The following is a 17,458-nucleotide window of genomic DNA, read 5'->3' on the forward strand; positions in this document are numbered from 1 at the left end:
TTCACACCTTTCCCTTAAGCATCTCACTCGCCAGCACAATGCTTTTCTGGCCATACTCCTTCAAAAGCATCGCCAGTTCAGGGAGGGTCTTATCAGTTCTATGGCCGGTAAACTTCAGAAGCATTGGCAGATTCACGCCTGTCAATATCTCTACTTTGCCTGGTTCAAGGAACGAAAGGCCTATGTTTGACGGCGTACCGCCGAACATATCAGTCAGGATTATGACGCCATCCTCTTTGTTTATAGTTTTAATAGTATTAGAAATTGTATCGCTGATGCATTTTGCGCTGTCACAGGGATCAATAGAGATACATCTTACATTCTTCAGCCTGCCTGCTATGGCCTCGGCTGTAGCAACAAGAACCTCTGCCAGTTTTCCATGGGTTATTATTATTGCGCCAATCATAAGTCGCTTCGCTCCATTGAAAAATGCAAATTGCAAACTGCAAATTGAAAGAAAAGACGTCTTTCCTTTTTGCATTGTCCAATTTGCATTTTACAATTTACAATTTGCAATCTTTTACTGTCTCTCTATATCTCTATGCCGCTTCTTGAGAATACACCTTTCAAAGGAAATTTCATCTGCAAGAAAATCAACTATTGAAACAGATCTATGTCTGCCGCCGGTGCAGCCGAAGGCGATTGTAAGATATGTCTTCCCTTCCCTTAAGTAGCTTGGGATAAGAAAATTGAGGAGGTTTCCAAATCTGACAAGGAACTCCTTTGTCTCTTCTTTGTTTAAAACAAACTCCTTAGCCCTCGAGTCCCTGCCGTCCAAATCTTTAAGCCCCTCCACAAAATAGGGATTGGGCAGAAATCTTACATCCATTATCATATCCGCATCTGATGGGATGCCGTATCTGTAACTAAACGAAACCAGCTGCACAACCATCTTCTCCTGCGATAGCGGGCCTGAAAAATATCCTCTTATAATCTCTTTTAACTGGTGAACATTATATCCGGAGGTATCTATAATTTTAGTGGCTGCCGTTTTTACTGAAGCCAGCATATCCCTCTCCCGTTTTATCCCGTCCAGAGAGCTTTCCCCCTCTGAGAGCGGATGCCTTCGCCGTGTCTCGCTAAAGCGTCTCAAAAGCGCATCATCAGATGCCTCCAGATATATAAGCTCTGCATTATAACCGCTGTCCGTCATCTCCTTTAATACGATCGGAAACTCTTTAAGGAATTCCCTCTCCCTCACATCCACAACAATTGCCACCTTGCTTATTTCAGCAGATTGATTTGAAAGTTCCATAAATTTCGGCATAAGCACAACAGGGAGATTGTCAACACAGAAAAAATTTAAGTCCTCTAACACCTTGATAGCTGTGCTTTTACCGGCCCCGGAAGGGCCGCTTATTATAATAAGGCTAACATTTTTCACGGTCTGCCTTCACCTTTTTTATTCTGCATTACAGCCATATCCAGCCTTTTCTTAAACTCCAACGCTGAATGATAGCCCATTATCTTCAACAGTTGATTTCTGGCCGCAATCTCCACTATTGTAGCAACACTCCTGCCCGGGCTGACAGGGATCCTGTGAAAAGGGAGTTTTACCCCAAGTATTTCATATACCCCTTCCTCAAAACCCAGCCTGTCATATTCCTCGTCATGACCCCATTGCGCCAATTCCACAACAACATCCATCTGTTTCTTTTCCCTTATGGCAGTGATGCCAAACAGGTCTTTCACATTTACAATGCCAAGCCCCCTTACCTCCATGTGGTATTTTATAATATCAGACGCTATGCCAAAAAGGGTAGTCGGAGATATCCTCTTTATTATAACTGCATCGTCTGCAATGAGCCTGTAGCCTTTTGTAATAAGGTCTAATGCGCACTCGCTCTTGCCGATGCCGCTCTTGCCCAGTATCAGCACACCCACACCCAGGACATCAACAAAAACGCCATGTATGGTTGTCGTTGGCGCCAGCCTTTCTTCCAGATATTTGGTAAATCGTTCAATAAACAGGGAGGTGGTAAGATGTGTGGTTAAAAGAGGAATGTTCTTCTCTTCTGCAAGACGGAATAAAAAAACAGGGAGGTTTTGCTTTTTTGTAATTATAAAACAAGGGGTAGCTGCCTTCTTAAGCCTTTTAAGCGTTTCTTTGAGCCTGTCAGAAGTGAGGCCGTTTAAATATTCTATCTCAGCCTTTCCGAAAATCTGTATCCTTTCCGGATGGAGCTGTTCTTTCAGGCCTGTTAATAACAATCCTGGTTTCTGGATTCGGGATGTGGTTACCTTGTTTAAAAGACCTTTTTTGCCGCCCGCAAGTCTAAATCCAAATCTTTCCGCGGTCTCTTTTAACAGTTCATCTACCGTGATATTTACAATATTCCTATCCGTCTTATTCAACTGAGTTTCCTGTCCTCTTCAACTATTATGTTATATATTTCTTCTTTGGTAGATGCCTCCATAAGCTGCTTTCTAAATCCGGCGTCTTTTAAAAGACTGGATATTCTGGCCAGTATCTTGAGATGCGCTGTATTAGAATCTTCCGGCGCCGCTATCAGAAAGAACAGATGGGCAGGCCTTTCATCCATAGCCTGAAATTCCACCCCTTTAATGCTTCTGCCAAAGAGGAGGACAATAGCATTCCCACCTTTAAGCCGCACATGAGGTATTGCAACGCCATAACCAATGCCGGTGCTGCCAAGCCTTTCCCTTTCAAGAATCGCCTCTAAGAGCTTATCCTTATTAATATCAGCAAACCTGAAGGCAAGTTCTGCCGCCATCTCTTCAAGCGCTTCACGCTTTTCATGCCCTTTAAGGTCGGGTATTATGCAGTCTTGGTTTAGAATGTCAGCAAGCTTCATGATAAGTGTTATCGTTGTCCGGTGTCTATCAAACCGTAATTGCCGTCTTTTCTTCTGTACAGAACATTTATATTGTTAGAGGCCGAATCGGTAAACACCATAAAGTCATTACTTAGAAGGTTTATCTGCATAACAGCCTCATCAGCGGACATGGGTTTTATAAAAAAGTTTTCGGTCTTTATTACCTTCGGCCCGGATGCCTCATCAACTCCCTCATGGGAAAGAACATTAAGTTTAGCGGATAGCGGTCTGACAGAACTGCTTACTTTATGATTTTTTATCTTTTCTTTATATCTCCTCACCTGTTTTTCTATCTTATCCATAACCTTATCTATGGCGGAATAAAGGTCTTCTGTTTGTTCTTCGCCCTTTATTGTCACCCCATTTGCCACAATTGTAACATCGGCAATATGCCTGAATTTTTCCACTGATAATACCCAATGCGCCTCAATAGGCTCTATCAGATACTTCTTCACCCGCTCTATCTTGTCTGCTGCATAATTCCTCAGCGCATCAGATGAATCTATATGTCTGAACATAACTGTAACATGCATCTATAATATCCTCCTTTCAAAACAACCTCTTCCTCTTACAGGCCGAGAGAATACCCATAGCCTCTCTATATTTTGTTATTGTCCGCCTTGCAATATCTATCCCTGAGTCTCTGAGTATTTCCAATATCTTCTGGTCGGAGAACGGTTTAGTTGCGTCCTCCGCGGCATAGATATTCTTAATCTTTTCCACAACACTTTTAGCCGACATATTATCTGCTCTATCGGTTGTATTTATCTTAGGGCTGAAAAAATATTTCAACTCAAATATGCCGTGCGGCGTATGGGCATATTTATTTGAAGTAACCCTGCTTATGGTAGACTCATGCATTCCAACATCTGCCGCCACATCCTTCAGGATAAGGGGCTTTACAAAACAGGGGCCGTTATCAAAAAACTCTCTCTGAAATTTTACGATGCTTTGCGCCACCTTATATATGGTGCGCTGCCTCTGGTGAATGCTTTGTATAAGCCATCTGGCTGAACGAAGTCTTTCCTGCACATACGTCTTTGTTGCGTCGGTTCCTCTCCCATTTTTAGCGAGTAGTGTCATGTAATAGGGGCTTATCTTCAATTTCGGAAGGCCGTTTTCATTAAGAAATATTACATAATCTCCGTCCATCTTCTGTATATATATGTCAGGAATTACCCAATTGGCTTCGGACTGACCGTATGTGCTGCCAGGACGGGGGCAAAACCCCATAATTACCTTTACTGCATCTATAACATCAGCCATCGGGATATTTAAGTCAACCGCTACTTTCTTATAATTCTTGTTTTTAAGATTATTAAGATGATGGTTGATTATCTCTTCAACAATCCTGTTCCTGCAGCCAAGGAATTCAGCTTGTGTTAAAAGACACTCCTTCAAGGTTCTTGAACCCACGCCTATCGGGTCAAACTGCTGAATCTTCTTAATAGTACCCTCAACAATATCTTCGCTTACACCGGTTGCCGTTGCAATTTCCTGCGTTATAGACTTTAAGTAAGATGTTTCATCCCCATTATTTTCACCAATCCTTAAATAACCGTCTTCATCAATATTGCCTATTATAAATTCTCCAGCCAGCATCTCTTCTGAAGTTAAAGATGAGAGATGAAGCTGCCACATCAGGTGTTCCACAAGTGTCGGCTTTTTAGTAAGGGTGGCCTCAATGGGAGATTCCTCTGATTCCTCTGAAAAGTTGGCGCCCCTCATGGGCCTCTCATAACAATTTTCTAAATATGCCTCCCAATCTACCTCTCTTGCTTTTTGCGGGTTCAATTGAGCATCAGAAGTTGACTCTGCGGCATCCTGGACGCCATCTTCCTCTAACGTAGGATTGATCTCCATTTCTTCTCTCACCATTTCCACGAGCTCAAGTCTTGAAAGCTGTAGAAGCTTTATGGCCAATTGCAGCTGCGGCGACATCACCAACTGCTGCGACAATCTTATGTCTTGTCTTATTTCATGCGCCATAGGTTATCTGACCCTCTCCCCCAGATACGACTCCCTTGCCTTCTTACTTTCCATTATCGTGTCAGGCGTCCCTTCCTCTATTATCTTTCCTCCATCTATGATATAGGCCCTGTCACATATCCCAAGTATCTCACGCCAATTATGGTCTGTCAGCAAAACACCGATGCCTTTATTCTTCAACTTGATTATTATATCCTGGATATCAGCCACTGCTATCGGGTCTATGCCCGCAAACGGCTCATCCAATAATATGAATAAAGGCGAATTAACCAGAGACCGCGCTATCTCAACCCTTCTCCTCTCGCCGCCTGAAAGGGCGTATGCCTTGCTGCCCTTTAGATGGGTTATGCCAAGCTCCTCAAGAAGACCCGCAAGCCGCGCCTCCTCTTCATCCTCCGATAGCTCAAGAAACTCAAGCACTGCCTTAATATTTTCTTCTACAGTAAGTTTTCTGAAAACAGACGGCTCCTGCGGAAGATAGCTTATGCCCTTCCTTGCCCTCTTATACATCGGAAGATGCGTAATATCCTCTTCGCCCAGAAACACCTCGCCGGATTCAGGACCGATAAGGCCCACTACCATATAAAATATAGTTGTCTTGCCTGCCCCGTTCGGCCCCAAAAGCCCTACTACCTCACCCTGCCTGACTTCCATGCCCACCCCATCCACTACCCTTCTGCCTTTAAAGGATTTTATAAGATTATGGGTTGAAAGCTTAATTACTTGCATTTTACCTTGTTTTTTTCATCCTTTGGATGCACAACTGCCTTAACTCTATTATTTGCGCCACCTTCTACCAAACTTTTATCTTCATCCAGAAAGATGGTTATCTTATCGCCTTTAACAACATCGCAATCCTCTTTTACCTGCGGATTTCCTGTAAGAACAACTGTCCTGTTCTCTCTGGTGTAAACTGCCTTTGCTCCGGTTGCCACCTTATTCAACTGAACTATCCTTACATTCTCTATTGCTATCATTTCTTTTATCTCTTTACCGTCGGCATAATAGACATACAACTCTTTTGCATAAATCGTATAATCCTTCTGCTCTGCCTTCACATCGCCTTTAAATATAACAAGATTCTCCTTCTTCCTCGCCTCCATATTGTTTGAGGTAATTGTTATGGGCTGGCTTTCCGGCGACGGTGAGGCAGAAGAGGGGGGGGCAGCAACTTTTTTTTCTCCGGCAAAACTATTAAGACAGGCAATAGACAATAGGCAATAGGCAATAGGTATAATAATCCATAACCGATAACCTATAACCCCTGATAGAATCAATCGGGGGCTATCGCCTCTTTTAATTTTATAGCGCCGCATCTTGCACCACTGTCCTGACATTTGCAAGCACAGAAACCCTTTCTGTTATCATATCTGCCAGAAATCCGGTTCCTTCAATATGAATACCCGGACCTGTAAAAAACACCCTGTCTTTTGTGCTTATCTGTCTAACCCCTGCGATATACTGCAGCGAGTCGGTTTTAAGTTGATAGTTGTCAGTTGATGTAACCACCACATTTCCAACAATATCCATATCCTTGCTGTCATTCCTCAACCTGCCTTCCCTTCCTATTAATGTATAGTTCTCTCCATTTTTAGAATAAAATATAACCCGGACATTCTCAAAAACCGTCAGATTGTCATCTTTAAAATACTGGGCTGAGTCCGCCTCAAGCTCCCATTCCTTTCGGCCATCTCTGGTCTCCACATATCTGGCCTTCTCAATCCTTATGTCCGCCTTAGAGGATTTTACCAATGTGCCGCGGAGTCCTTTATGTATTTTGTTGTTTATGTAAAGGAATGTCCCGACAGCAAATACCGCTGCAACTAAAAATATAACAAGGATAGGCTTAATCATGCGTTTCATAGCAAAAATTATACCACTTTCATTAAATATGTAAAGATTTTTCCATCACCTCAGCCCATCTGCCCTGCGTATTGAGTATCAACTCGCATACCTCGCGGACTGCGCCGCAGCCTCCGTTTTTTACCGTCACATAATCAACATACTTTTTTACATCATCCACTGCATCTTTAACCGCAGCAGCAAAGCCGACCTTGCGTAAAAGCGGTATGTCAACCAGTTCATCTCCGATATACGCAACCTGTTCTGAAATTAACCCTTTCCTTTTCAATATATCCTCCAGCGCTGCAACCTTATCCATAGCTTTCTGGTATACCAGCTCTATCCCGAGGTTTTTTGCCCTGTGAAGGACAACATTGGATTCTCTGGCAGTGATTATCGCCACATCTATCCCTGCCCGCATCAGGAGCTTTATGCCGTGCCCGTCCTTCACATCAAACACCTTTGTCTCTTTCCCCTCATCGTCATAAATAATCCGACCGTCGGTCATAACGCCGTCAACATCAAGGGCAAGGAGTTTTACAGACTTTATCTTTTTTATAAGATTGGGAGATATTTTTTTGGCCATGACTGCTTCCTTTAAATTGATTCTATCTTAATTTTAAAACCTGTTTCAAATGTCTTATCAATAGAGATGTCCCAGAAAAATAAAAGACATGAGCCCTGGAATATCTTTTCAAACCCGGCCTCGGAAAGGGAAACCGTCTCTATTGGAAATCTCCAAAAGGACGTGTCTTTATCAAAGCTGAAAGACACCCTCATCTTTGTCCATTTATCCACCATGCTTATCTGTCTGATACCGGCAATCTCTCCGGCGCTTCCAAGTCCTTTATTTCTTATATCTTTTCCTCTAACATCATAAAAACCGTCAGGCCCGTCACAGCACGGTAGGATAAGATTAAATTCTACGCCGAACTTTACATCAAAGATATTCTGCTCAAGATTTGTCGCAAGATATTTTATATCTATCTCATTACCTTTTACAGACAGATCCTTTTCAACCCTTATGCGATGCCCCTCTCTGCTTAAAACAATATTGCAGCCTTTATCATGCTGACCCCTGACCCCTGACCCCTGACCCCTGCTCTCATACGGCCTATCAATAAAATCGCCAAGCTCTTCATACGCCGACATTCTAAAGGCATCTAACGTCTCTTCCTTTTTCAAAAAATGGTCGACCAGAGACACCCTCTGATATTTGTCAAAGAAGAGATATTTTTCCAGATCTTCTTCCTTTGACACGGTTAAATCATGGATGCTCTTAGCCTCGCCTTTATTTGCCTCACTGCTTTTTACCTTGACCCTATGATGATAACCCTCTTCCCATCTTGAAAGCGTGTTGGAAAGATTTACACACTTTGGCCTGTAATCCATTTCTATAAGCGAACCGCCGTTATGAGGACTAAAAAAAAGATTGAGCTGCGGTGTCCTGATAAGAATCTCATTAAATGTATCCGCGTCAAAATCTCTCTCGTAAACTGTAAACTGTGAACTGTCAATTGTTTTACCCCTGACCCCTGACCCCTGTTCCCAGACCCCTGTTTCTGTAAGATTCTCCGCCTTAATCAGATGCTCATAAACCGCCCTCCGGAGGTGCGGCAGATAAAGCCCGCCGAACACCCCATGCCAGTATGCGTCATTGCACTGCGCCATGTATAAATGAGAAGTAGTGGCGATTCGCGAATCGCCGCTACTTCTGACTTCTTCGCTCACCATCAGCATCCTCTTGTGCAGCCAGTTTGCCTCAGGATATTTGGCAAAGAAATTTCTCCAAAAACCTCCCTGCAAAAATCTCCTAATCCTTTCTCCATCCTGCCATGTCTTGACTTCGTTAATCAAATTAGTATATGTCTCAGCTGCCTCAGCAGGCAGCGCCCATTCACCCATCTCTATATAAGATGTTGTGGGGAGATAGACCCTTCCAAGCGGTTCGTTATCGTCTATATATTCAGAAAAGGTTACCGGCTTAACAAGCTCCTTATTTTCTACTACTGCTTCAAGAAATTTTTTAAGCCACTCCTCTTTATAGACCCATTGATGCGTGCCCGGCCATGTGCCAAATTTTTCGCCGTCATCAGCAAAGATTGCTGCAGGATTAGGACCAAGTGTCTCAACCCATCTGATATTTTCCAAAAATTTATCAACCGTTTCAAAAGGTATTATATATCTTAAGCGCTCGCTCCCCGGGAATACCTTCAAAGTCTTGCCCAAATCCTCTGTTACATAATAACCTGTCAACTGTTCTTTTCTCAGTCCGGCCTTCATAAAATGATAGTCGTCCACAACAATATACTCCATGCCGGCCTCTTTTAAATACAGGGGCAACTGCGGCTCCCATATCCTCTCTGCAAGCCACACCCCCCTTGGCCTTTTGCCGAAAACATTTTCCAGCTTATCCAACATCATCCGTATCTGGCCGACCCTGTCCTGCGGCGGTATAACCGCAAGGATTGGCTCATAATAGCCCCCGCCCATCATCTCAACCTGTCCCTTATTTACCATCTCCCTGAGCAGCTCAATATACTCTATGTGATTTTCCAGAAGCCAGTCCAGAAGATAACCTGTGATGTGAAATGAAAGTTTTACGGACGGATATTTTAAAATGGCTTTGAGAAATGGAAGATAGGCATTTCTATAGCTGTCTTCAATGACATGCCCGAAATTGCCCACAGGCTGGTGGTTATGTATGCAGAAGATAAAATTTGGCAAGTATTATCCTTTTAGAGATATGCCTTTATAGTCATTCATATCTTTGTAGATTACTTTCTTACCACTCTTCTCCCGCCGGCGGTTCTTCGCCGAATGAGCGAAAGATTGTGTCTCTTATCTCTTTCAGCCTCTCTTTAAAATATATCTTCTGGCCGAAGATGTCCTTGACATAGAATATGTCCGCTGCCGCATCGCCTTTTGTAGTTATCTTTGCAATGTGGATATAGAGGCCAAGTTTTGAAAGGGCGCTTGTTATTGTATAGAGTAAACCTATCCTGTCCTGCGTGTGGATGTCAATGACGGTAAAGGCGTCCGACACCTCATTGTCAACCTCTATCCTTGTATGCACGCGCGGTTTTGCCTTTTTGTCAAGTATAGAAGTGCCCCGTCTTGCCACAAGTCTTTCCACAAGGACATTCCCTGTGAGCACATCCGCCATATCCTTCTCCACATTCGCCCATTTATGCTCATCTGTAATTACATCGCCCATACTGCTGTTCGTCTGCAGTATATCCAGGACTATCCCGTTTCTCAATGTGTTTATCTGCGCGCCGAGGATATTTATATTATTTGACGCCATAACGCCTGTAATCCTTGAAAAAAGCCCGTGCATATCAAGGGTGCATATAATGACCTCTGTATAGCGCCTTTCAAGATTCTGTTTGATGCGCATAACATACGGTTTGCCGTGCAGTTCCTGAACAATCTTCAGATGTTCTGAGATGGCCTCTATTGAATTTGAAAGAAAATATCTGTGAGGAAGGAGCTGGAAATAGTCTTCAATTATCTCATACGCAATCTTACCTTCCAGAGATTTTGCAACTTCACCCATGATATTTGGAACCCTCTTTACAGTCTCTTCTACCTCAAATGTCCCCCTCTCCATTATTGTAAATGCCTTGAAATACAACTCCTGAAACAGCGCGCCCTTCCACTTGTTCCAAACCTCAGGCCCGACAGCCCTTACATCCGCAAATGTAATGAGATACAGGAGATTGAGCCTTTCAATATCTCCCGCCTTTTTCGCAAAATCTATTACGAGCCTTTCGTCATGAAGGTCTCTGTACTGCGCAGTGTCGGCAAGGATAAGGTGGTTCTTTACCAGAAATTTTACAACCGCAGTATCGTCTTCAGAGAGGCCGAGCCTGCCGCATATCCCCGGAACAAGTTCAGCGCCCTTTTCCGCATGCCCTTTCCCCATGGACTTTCCTATATCATGAAGAAGCACGGCGAGCGTCAGGAGTTCCGGCCTTTTTACCTCTTCTATGAGAGTTGCAAGGATGAAAAACTCCTTTTTGTATTCCGACGTCCTGAGTCTTTCCAGCTCCCTTACGGCAAAAAGCGAATGAACGTCCACTGTGTAGACATGATACATATCATGCTGTACCCTGCAAGTAATGTCTCTGAACTCAGGGATGTATCTTTCAAGAAGCCTTAACTTACGCATCTCCTCAAGGGCAGAGAACGCCCTTCCGCTTTTTAAGATATTCAGAAAAGAGCCTGCGACATCTTTCGAATTTATAAAATCATTATCTACCCTGAAACAATTTTTAATAATCCGCTCCCTGGTAAAATTATCCGTCTTTATGCCGAACTCCTGGCAGTATTCAAATGTCTTCATTATGGCCGGAGGGGAATCCTCAAACACCCTTTCATTTAAGACAGCCAGTTCGCCTTGAGATATACCGAAATCCTTATCAACAACCTTTTCCATCCTGCGGCCTGACGCGGTTGATAAACCCGTGCCGTGTATACACCTGGAGATAATAAGCGAAGAAAAATAGCTTAAATTGGATGCATGGCGGTAATACTCCTGCATGAACCTTTCCACTGTAATGGATTCTTTCGTGTCCTCGAAGCCGAATAGCTTTGCGATCCTTTCCTGATGGTCGAATGTCAATTGATCCGCCTTCTTCTTGCTCTCAAAGTGGAGATCGTTTCTGACCCTCCACAAAAAGTCTATAGATCCGTTAATCTTTCCTGTGGAGTCCTTAAGCAAAAATCCTTGTTCTGCGAGCGTCTCTATGTTGTCTATCCCACGGCTTACCTTAGCTATCCACATGGCTGTATGGATGTCTCTCAGGCCGCCTTCACCCTCTTTCACATTAGGCTCAAGGATGTATACAGAGCCTCCGTATTTCACATGCCTGCTGTTGTTTTCATCCAGTTTGTCGTTTATAAACCGGTCTATATCCTTCTTTCTGAACACCTCTTTTTTTACCTTGTCGTTAAGCTCGTCAAATATGCCTCTATCGCCGGTTATAAATCTTAAATCAAGCATAGCTGTCTTTGTCTTAAGATCGCTCTTTGCAAGCGATACGCACTCGTTTATAGACCTTATGCTGAACCCGATATCAAGCCCTGTATCCCACAGGATATACAATATCCGCTGGGTAAGCTTTTCTATGTAAGGGGTAAGCTTATTTGGATGAAGAAGCATCAGGTCTATATCAGACCGGATGTTAAGCTCTCCCCTGCCGTATCCGCCCATCGCAACTACGGCTGTCCTGAAATCGCCCTTAAACCCTTCCCTGCAAAGAGACTCCATCCTCTCGAAAAGCGACTTGATAAAGGAGTCTATCAGCGCTGTATATCCCTTCACTACACCAAAACCTGAAGCGCCTTGCCTGTGGCTTTCCCGCAATACATCAACGCCGTTTTTGAGATACTCTTTCACCCGCGATAAAACATCATCGCCGGATAAGTCTATGGGTTGAAGAACCGTCTCAGCCTGTTTTTTTTCAATAAGTTTTTGATGTGTCATAAATCAACTGTCCCGTTTTTTCATATCTTACTCACTTTTAAATATCCTTAAAAAATCGGAGGCGCTTAAAATCTTGACAGACCTGTATCTGCCGATATTCAGCAAATCCTTGTCTCCTGTGACAATAAAATCCGCTGATGCAGATACGGCACAGCCTATGAATTTATCATCATCGGCATCCCTGCATATTCCTTTGATTTTATCAGAAACTTCAATTACTTCAAAGAAAGGCAGAACTTCTTCCTCAATAATCACCTTCATCTCCTGTGTTGTCAGAGAAAACTTCGGATATTCAAGAACGGTCTTAAACTCGTCAAAGGTATCTCTGGAGAGAACAGGGATAATCTTGCCCTTTTTCCAAAGGTCTGCGACTCTTGCAAGTTCGCCTTTAAACAGCAGAGACGATATAAGAATATTGGTATCAAGGACTATCTTGACTGCCGCTTTTTCTTTCTTGCCCATTTGACCGCCTCGTCAACAATGTCTTCGGTAACGCCAAGTTTTTCCAGTTTGTCCCTTATGCCTTCAAGCGCCGCATCAGCAGGGGTTATCCTGACCGGCATGAGAATTATCTTTCTGTCCTTTACCGAAACATCAAAGTATTCGGCATCAGGGAACGACTTGACGACCTCCTTCGGCAGGGTTAGCTGATTTTTGGATGTCTTCTTTGCAAGCATATTTCCTTACCTCCTTACTGTAAGGATACATTATTTAGCCCAAATATTGCAACCATAAAATACAGCCCAAAAGGGCCGCATGGTTTTTAATGTCTGCCCCGTAGGTTTGACAGAATCGCATATAAAGAGAACAGTCCTGTTTATCGTGTATTCAGATAATCTACCTGTCCTTTTTTCTGTCTTGTCGCAGTAAAATGTCACAGCATGTCACAGTAAATTGTCACACTAAGACATAGTGTCTTGTCGGATCTGTTTTGCTCTTAGCTACTGATTTAATGATACCTTTTTTCATCATATCTTCTAAATCTCTTTGAGCTGTGCGGCGTATACAGAAAGCCACAGTCTGATATTCACCCACAGAGATCGCTCCTGTTCTTAATAGATATTTAATTGCCTTTTCCTGACGGACATTCAAGTCCAGTCTCTTAATCTTTTGTAGCGCATTATCTTGTTTTACTATTTGCTCTCCCTTCTCCCTGATTTCTTTCATCTGCAGCCGCAAGCCTGTTACGAAATATTCAAGCCAACCGGACATGTCCATAGCATTGTTTCTGACTGATTGAATGGCTTTATAGTAACTCGGTCTATCTTTGTCGTAATACTCTGATATAGTGAACAGCCGTTTGAAGTCGTAGCCTGTTTTGTAAAGGATCAGCGTAGATAAAAGCCTTGCTGTTCTCCCATTGCCGTCTATAAACGGATGGATATGAACGAACTGAAATTGTGCGATTCCTGCGATAAGAACAGGTGATAGGTCTCCAGTCTTATTGATCCAATGCACAAACTCCCGCATGAGATGAGGCACTTCAAACGGTGCCGGTGGAGTATAAATGACCTCGCGGGTCAGAGAATTGACCACATAGTTTTGAATCTTACGATAATTGCCGGGGTCTGCTTTATCCCCGCGCACACCTTTAACAGTAACCTTGTGAAGCTCCCTGACAATTCCTTCTGTAATCGGATCGTCCTTTCCAAGATATTTTGAAATAAAATCCATTGCCTTTTTGTAATTCAAAAGTTCTTTTTCATCATCACGATTAATGCCTTTGAGCCTGTTGCCTTCAAGAATGCTTTGCGCCTGTTCAAGGCTTAATGCCGTGCCTTCAATATGCGTTGAATGATGCGACTCAAGGATAAGCGCCTTTTTCTGCATATCGGCAATCCAGTCGTCCTTGAGTTTGACAGCATCAAGAAACCCACGAACTCGCTCTATCTCAACAAGCGCCTTATTAATCTTTGGGGTTATGGTAAATTTAGGTTTAAACATTTTATACCCTCCACAATCGCAATCTCCTGCCAGATAATGCGCCTGTGGCTTTTCTCTCTTGCAAGACAGATAAAAGTGCCTGTTCTAATTAAAAGCGAATGCCAATGTAAACAACGAACATAAGCCATTCTCAAATAATTAGAACCGTCCCATTAAAGTCTACTTCCCCTCCCACACAAGTTCCGTCTTCCTCATGCTTAACGGGTGCGGATTATTTGGCCCATACTTATTCATACCGACAAGTATCCTTCCAGTCCATCGCTGTATTGCATGATTTTGTGTTTATTTGGCCATGCGCATAAACGATTAACCTTACTTTCAATATTTTCACAGGTGTCTTTGTTCACATCTACTATCTCAATAAAAAGCTCCTCAACATTATCTCTTCTGCCAAAGTGATACAAAGCAAACTGAAGGAATATATCCTCTTCCCGCAGGGAACACCCGATAATTGTCAACTTATCTGCGTCCTTTAACACTTCAATCGCTTTTTTCCAAAGCTTCATGATGCCTTTATGATATATCTTTAAATAACTCATGACAAGCACATGCGCTCCTTTATCTAAAGACGTATTTGGGTCATTGCTTTCAGTATGGAAGCCCGAGAAAATTTTATTGGTCAGTTCTATATTAAAAAGTTCCGGGGTCCCTGCAGAATCTCTAAAATTACATGAACCATGAAGCTTCAAAAGCAAAATATTATCCAGTTTTTTATTTTCTTCTGCGCCTTCCTCTCCAGGAAATAGCGCCTTGACATAATAGCCGTCACTGGGATCCCACCGCTTGCTTAAATACAATCCTTGATCTAACACACAGTCATAATTCAGCGTCAGAATAGTTGAATATACCGGAACACTATCAATGAATGCCTTGAGAGTTTTAAATTTGTCCAGACTATCAATGAACAAAGAGTTAACATCAAACATACTGACAATCTGTTCGACTAAGTTATCTCTTATCTCGTTGTGCCTCTTTGAGAGAGATTCATTTTTCTTGTCAAAACGTAAACACTTCAGATCAAGCTGTGTAATAAACTGCTCAATATCAGGAAATGTCTTCTCGTAATCCTCTATTATTTCGGGAAAGCCTGAAAGGTTTAGTTTAGGCATAATTTCATCAGTTAGAGGAGCCTTTGCCCCCATGACTGCTCTTGTGAACCCTGCGCCCAAAAGATAAATATGTTTCAATTATAAGCTCCTTATTCAAACAACATTTGAATGGAAATTATTTCCGCTGGCTTCGATTATCTCTTGAACTTTATCTCTTGATTTCTCGTTCATCGGCTTTGGCTTTACAGCATCATAAAATCAGGCACAGCGCTCATTATCCTGTCATCCTCATCACAAATTTATGCTCAAAACATATTCCTGCTGATAAAGCCTGTCTGCCTGACAGGCAGGCAAAGCATCCCCCCGCTTCCAGCCGAGTTGCTGAATCTCCCCTCACCCTGACCCTCTCCCCCTTTGGGGCGAGGGAAGTAGTGGGCGTATCTGCGGCTTTGCTGATTCTTGGCATGTTGGCAACTTTCAGTTTCATCTTAAAAACCTATCTTTCTCCTTTTCGGCTCAGTTATGGAGAATGCTTGAAAGCATTGCCACACCCTGTTCGGTAAATGCATAAGGAAGATAGCGGCGTACGCCGCGGCCTTCTGTCTTTGACATTCCAATTTGGAATCTCAAAGAATCAGCCTCCTCCTTTGTAATCTTAAGCATAAAGTCTTCAGGGAAGCGGTCAATATTACGTTTGACAGCCTTATTAAGATTAGAAGTCTCTACTCCATAAAGCTCGGCAAGGTCACTATCAAGCATTACCTTCTGACCTCTAATCAGAAGTATTTTTCGTTCAATTACTTCCGTTGCCCAAACATTGTCTTACTTTAGATTCCAGCTTAAACACTGCGGGAATGACAAGTATTAAGAAAACTTATATCTTTAGCTTTCCGGTTTCCATCCTATCCCTTATTTCCTTTGCTTTCTTGGGCATTGCATAATGGAAAAAACTCATCTGCGCCTCCAGCCACTTGATTTTTTGCAGGGCTGGCTTCTTTCTGTATGCTTCTATCTGTTCCATAGTCCTGTGGTATAAAAGCGGCGGCTTTTCAGCCTTTAACCTTCCCCTACTCAACACCACCCTCCATCTCCTTCACATACCTATTCACACCGCTCGTTATGCCGGCAACAATCTCTTGTATATAGCCGTTATCAGCAAGCCTTTTCTCTTCCGTTGGATTACTTATAAATGAAACCTCCACCAATATGCTCGGCATATGCGTGCCGACAAGCACATAAAACGGAGCGCCCTTTACGCCATTGCCCTTTATGTCGCTGTATTTTGTCTTCAGGTTTGAGACCAGCGACCCCTGAACAGCAGCGGCAAGCCTGCTGGATTCATTTGTCTTGGCTGTTTTCATAAGGTCATTCAGTATATACTGCAGGTCGCTCATCTTTTTTGTTGAGACTGCATTCTCCCTTGCGGCAACCCTTATAGCCCTCGCATCATTGGTAAGATTTAAAAAGTATGTCTCAACACCACGCGCCTTTCTGTTAAAGCTTGCGTTAGCATGGACAGATATGAATATATCCGCCTCTTTTGTGTTTGCAATGGCAGTCCTTTCTTCTAATTCAATAAATCTGTCGTCATCCCTTGTCATAATTATCTCCACGCCAGTCTCCTTTGCAAGGCTCTCTTTTAAACCCTTTACTATCTTTAAAACCACATCCTTTTCCCTTAATCCGTTCTTGCCAATGGCGCCTGGGTCTTTTCCTCCATGGCCGGCATCTATAACAATTCTCTTTATCTTCAAACCGAGTTGCTGGGCAAGCGTTGGTTTGTATGACTCAGACGGGCTTTTGACACCCGGCTTCCCCATAATATCCACAACTATCCTGAACGGTTCCGCAAGCGAAAAAATCTTGTGATCTTCTATTGATTTTATATCAAGGACAACCCTGACAGTATCCTTTGTATACTGACCTGCCCTTGCCGTCTTCACAAACACATCGTCAATTGCAGTCGGCTGTTTTAAGGAGGGGCTCAGGCTTGCGTTCTTTATATCCACATAAAACCGTCTCGGCTTGTTTATATTTGGGTCTTCTTTAAGCAGACGATGAGTAAAGACGGCCTCACCGCTTACATTTATGACCACCCTGGTGTAGTTCGGATTGGACCAGTACTTGATACCGGTAACCTTGACGGATGTCTTTTTTGAGGCATGGCCGGTTCTTGCCGCATCGCCGCCGGAGACGCAAAGGAAAATAAAAGACAGGATAAACGCCAAAATAAAATGCAGATATTTTTGCTTTGGCTTCTGACCTCTGTGTCCTTTCACTCTTCAACTCCCCTTATCAGGGCAGAC

Annotated in this window: 19 protein-coding genes and 1 pseudogene; all 20 read right to left on the reverse strand. The window is 43.1% G+C overall.

Annotated features, from left to right (window positions below; genetic code table 11):
• Position 1: 1 nt before the first annotated feature.
• The 20 genes and pseudogenes from Q8P28_08550 to Q8P28_08645 all read right to left on the reverse strand — a co-directional run bounded on the left by Q8P28_08550 (position 2) and on the right by Q8P28_08645 (position 17,431).
• On the reverse strand, positions 2-406 hold the full coding sequence (locus Q8P28_08550) for a hypothetical protein (protein ID MDP2682837.1): 405 nt from the start codon (positions 404-406) through the stop codon (positions 2-4).
• Between the two features lie 114 nt (positions 407-520).
• Positions 521-1,384, reverse strand: a complete 864-nt coding sequence (rapZ, locus tag Q8P28_08555; GenBank protein MDP2682838.1) for an RNase adapter RapZ — start codon at positions 1,382-1,384, stop codon at positions 521-523.
• Entirely contained in the window at positions 1,381-2,355 is a 975-nt protein-coding gene (gene hprK / locus Q8P28_08560) for an HPr(Ser) kinase/phosphatase (protein MDP2682839.1), read from the reverse strand. The genes rapZ and hprK overlap by 4 nt, the downstream gene beginning before the upstream one ends.
• Positions 2,352-2,816, reverse strand: a complete 465-nt coding sequence (locus Q8P28_08565) for a PTS sugar transporter subunit IIA (GenBank protein ID MDP2682840.1) — start codon at positions 2,814-2,816, stop codon at positions 2,352-2,354. The genes hprK and Q8P28_08565 overlap by 4 nt, the downstream gene beginning before the upstream one ends.
• Positions 2,817-2,824: 8 nt before the next feature.
• The gene (raiA, locus tag Q8P28_08570; GenBank protein MDP2682841.1) at positions 2,825-3,370 is read right to left on the reverse strand and encodes a ribosome-associated translation inhibitor RaiA; all 546 of its coding nucleotides are present in this window, start codon (positions 3,368-3,370) and stop codon (positions 2,825-2,827) included.
• Between the two features lie 16 nt (positions 3,371-3,386).
• Positions 3,387-4,826: an RNA polymerase factor sigma-54 gene (gene rpoN, locus Q8P28_08575; protein ID MDP2682842.1), complete on the reverse strand. Its 1,440-nt coding sequence runs from the start codon at positions 4,824-4,826 to the stop codon at positions 3,387-3,389.
• A 3-nt stretch (positions 4,827-4,829) separates the two neighbouring features.
• Positions 4,830-5,555, reverse strand: coding sequence for an LPS export ABC transporter ATP-binding protein (lptB, locus tag Q8P28_08580; protein ID MDP2682843.1), 726 nt, complete (start codon positions 5,553-5,555; stop codon positions 4,830-4,832).
• A complete protein-coding gene (lptA, locus tag Q8P28_08585; GenBank protein MDP2682844.1) occupies positions 5,546-6,163 on the reverse strand; it encodes a lipopolysaccharide transport periplasmic protein LptA in 618 nt (205 codons plus the stop codon). The genes lptB and lptA overlap by 10 nt, the downstream gene beginning before the upstream one ends.
• A complete protein-coding gene (lptC, locus tag Q8P28_08590) occupies positions 6,129-6,680 on the reverse strand; it encodes an LPS export ABC transporter periplasmic protein LptC (GenBank protein MDP2682845.1) in 552 nt (183 codons plus the stop codon). The genes lptA and lptC overlap by 35 nt, the downstream gene beginning before the upstream one ends.
• 31 nt (positions 6,681-6,711) lie before the next feature.
• The gene (locus tag Q8P28_08595; GenBank protein MDP2682846.1) at positions 6,712-7,254 is read right to left on the reverse strand and encodes an HAD-IIIA family hydrolase; all 543 of its coding nucleotides are present in this window, start codon (positions 7,252-7,254) and stop codon (positions 6,712-6,714) included.
• An 11-nt stretch (positions 7,255-7,265) separates the two neighbouring features.
• Complete coding sequence (locus Q8P28_08600) at positions 7,266-9,395, reverse strand: DUF1926 domain-containing protein (protein MDP2682847.1); 2,130 nt, start codon at positions 9,393-9,395, stop codon at positions 7,266-7,268.
• 58 nt (positions 9,396-9,453) lie between these two features.
• A complete protein-coding gene (gene glnD / locus Q8P28_08605; GenBank protein MDP2682848.1) occupies positions 9,454-12,159 on the reverse strand; it encodes a [protein-PII] uridylyltransferase in 2,706 nt (901 codons plus the stop codon).
• A 27-nt stretch (positions 12,160-12,186) separates the two neighbouring features.
• Positions 12,187-12,621 (reverse strand): putative toxin-antitoxin system toxin component, PIN family, encoded by a 435-nt coding sequence (locus Q8P28_08610; GenBank protein MDP2682849.1) that lies wholly within the window; start codon positions 12,619-12,621, stop codon positions 12,187-12,189.
• On the reverse strand, positions 12,588-12,836 hold the full coding sequence (locus Q8P28_08615; protein MDP2682850.1) for an AbrB/MazE/SpoVT family DNA-binding domain-containing protein: 249 nt from the start codon (positions 12,834-12,836) through the stop codon (positions 12,588-12,590). Before Q8P28_08615 ends, Q8P28_08610 begins: the two co-directional genes overlap by 34 nt.
• Positions 12,837-13,056: 220 nt before the next feature.
• Positions 13,057-14,103: a Fic family protein gene (locus tag Q8P28_08620; GenBank protein MDP2682851.1), complete on the reverse strand. Its 1,047-nt coding sequence runs from the start codon at positions 14,101-14,103 to the stop codon at positions 13,057-13,059.
• A gap of 230 nt (positions 14,104-14,333) precedes the next feature.
• Positions 14,334-15,290 (reverse strand): hypothetical protein, encoded by a 957-nt coding sequence (locus Q8P28_08625; protein ID MDP2682852.1) that lies wholly within the window; start codon positions 15,288-15,290, stop codon positions 14,334-14,336.
• A 136-nt stretch (positions 15,291-15,426) separates the two neighbouring features.
• Complete coding sequence (locus tag Q8P28_08630; protein ID MDP2682853.1) at positions 15,427-15,639, reverse strand: hypothetical protein; 213 nt, start codon at positions 15,637-15,639, stop codon at positions 15,427-15,429.
• Positions 15,640-15,671: 32 nt separating this feature from the next.
• Positions 15,672-15,950, reverse strand: a pseudogene (locus tag Q8P28_08635) (ORF6N domain-containing protein).
• 76 nt (positions 15,951-16,026) lie between these two features.
• Complete coding sequence (locus tag Q8P28_08640) at positions 16,027-16,227, reverse strand: hypothetical protein (GenBank protein ID MDP2682854.1); 201 nt, start codon at positions 16,225-16,227, stop codon at positions 16,027-16,029.
• Positions 16,220-17,431 (reverse strand): N-acetylmuramoyl-L-alanine amidase, encoded by a 1,212-nt coding sequence (locus Q8P28_08645; GenBank protein MDP2682855.1) that lies wholly within the window; start codon positions 17,429-17,431, stop codon positions 16,220-16,222. The genes Q8P28_08640 and Q8P28_08645 overlap by 8 nt, the downstream gene beginning before the upstream one ends.
• Positions 17,432-17,458 lie beyond the last annotated feature (27 nt).

Source organism: Deltaproteobacteria bacterium (assembly GCA_030690165.1).
GTDB lineage: Bacteria > Desulfobacterota > GWC2-55-46 > UBA9637 > UBA9637 > JACRNJ01.

Coding starts and splice junctions, on each gene's coding strand:
- raiA (MDP2682841.1), bottom strand. CDS start 3,370: ATGCATGTTACAGTTATGTTCAGACATATAGATTCATCTGATGCGCTG.
- rpoN (MDP2682842.1), bottom strand. CDS start 4,826: ATGGCGCATGAAATAAGACAAGACATAAGATTGTCGCAGCAGTTGGTG.
- Q8P28_08630 (MDP2682853.1), bottom strand. CDS start 15,639: ATGAAACTGAAAGTTGCCAACATGCCAAGAATCAGCAAAGCCGCAGAT.
- Q8P28_08610 (MDP2682849.1), bottom strand. CDS start 12,621: ATGGGCAAGAAAGAAAAAGCGGCAGTCAAGATAGTCCTTGATACCAAT.
- Q8P28_08565 (MDP2682840.1), bottom strand. CDS start 2,816: ATGAAGCTTGCTGACATTCTAAACCAAGACTGCATAATACCCGACCTT.
- lptB (MDP2682843.1), bottom strand. CDS start 5,555: ATGCAAGTAATTAAGCTTTCAACCCATAATCTTATAAAATCCTTTAAA.
- lptA (MDP2682844.1), bottom strand. CDS start 6,163: ATGTCAGGACAGTGGTGCAAGATGCGGCGCTATAAAATTAAAAGAGGC.
- Q8P28_08550 (MDP2682837.1), bottom strand. CDS start 406: ATGATTGGCGCAATAATAATAACCCATGGAAAACTGGCAGAGGTTCTT.
- glnD (MDP2682848.1), bottom strand. CDS start 12,159: ATGACACATCAAAAACTTATTGAAAAAAAACAGGCTGAGACGGTTCTT.
- Q8P28_08615 (MDP2682850.1), bottom strand. CDS start 12,836: ATGCTTGCAAAGAAGACATCCAAAAATCAGCTAACCCTGCCGAAGGAG.
- Q8P28_08595 (MDP2682846.1), bottom strand. CDS start 7,254: ATGGCCAAAAAAATATCTCCCAATCTTATAAAAAAGATAAAGTCTGTA.
- lptC (MDP2682845.1), bottom strand. CDS start 6,680: ATGATTAAGCCTATCCTTGTTATATTTTTAGTTGCAGCGGTATTTGCT.
- Q8P28_08620 (MDP2682851.1), bottom strand. CDS start 14,103: ATGTTTAAACCTAAATTTACCATAACCCCAAAGATTAATAAGGCGCTT.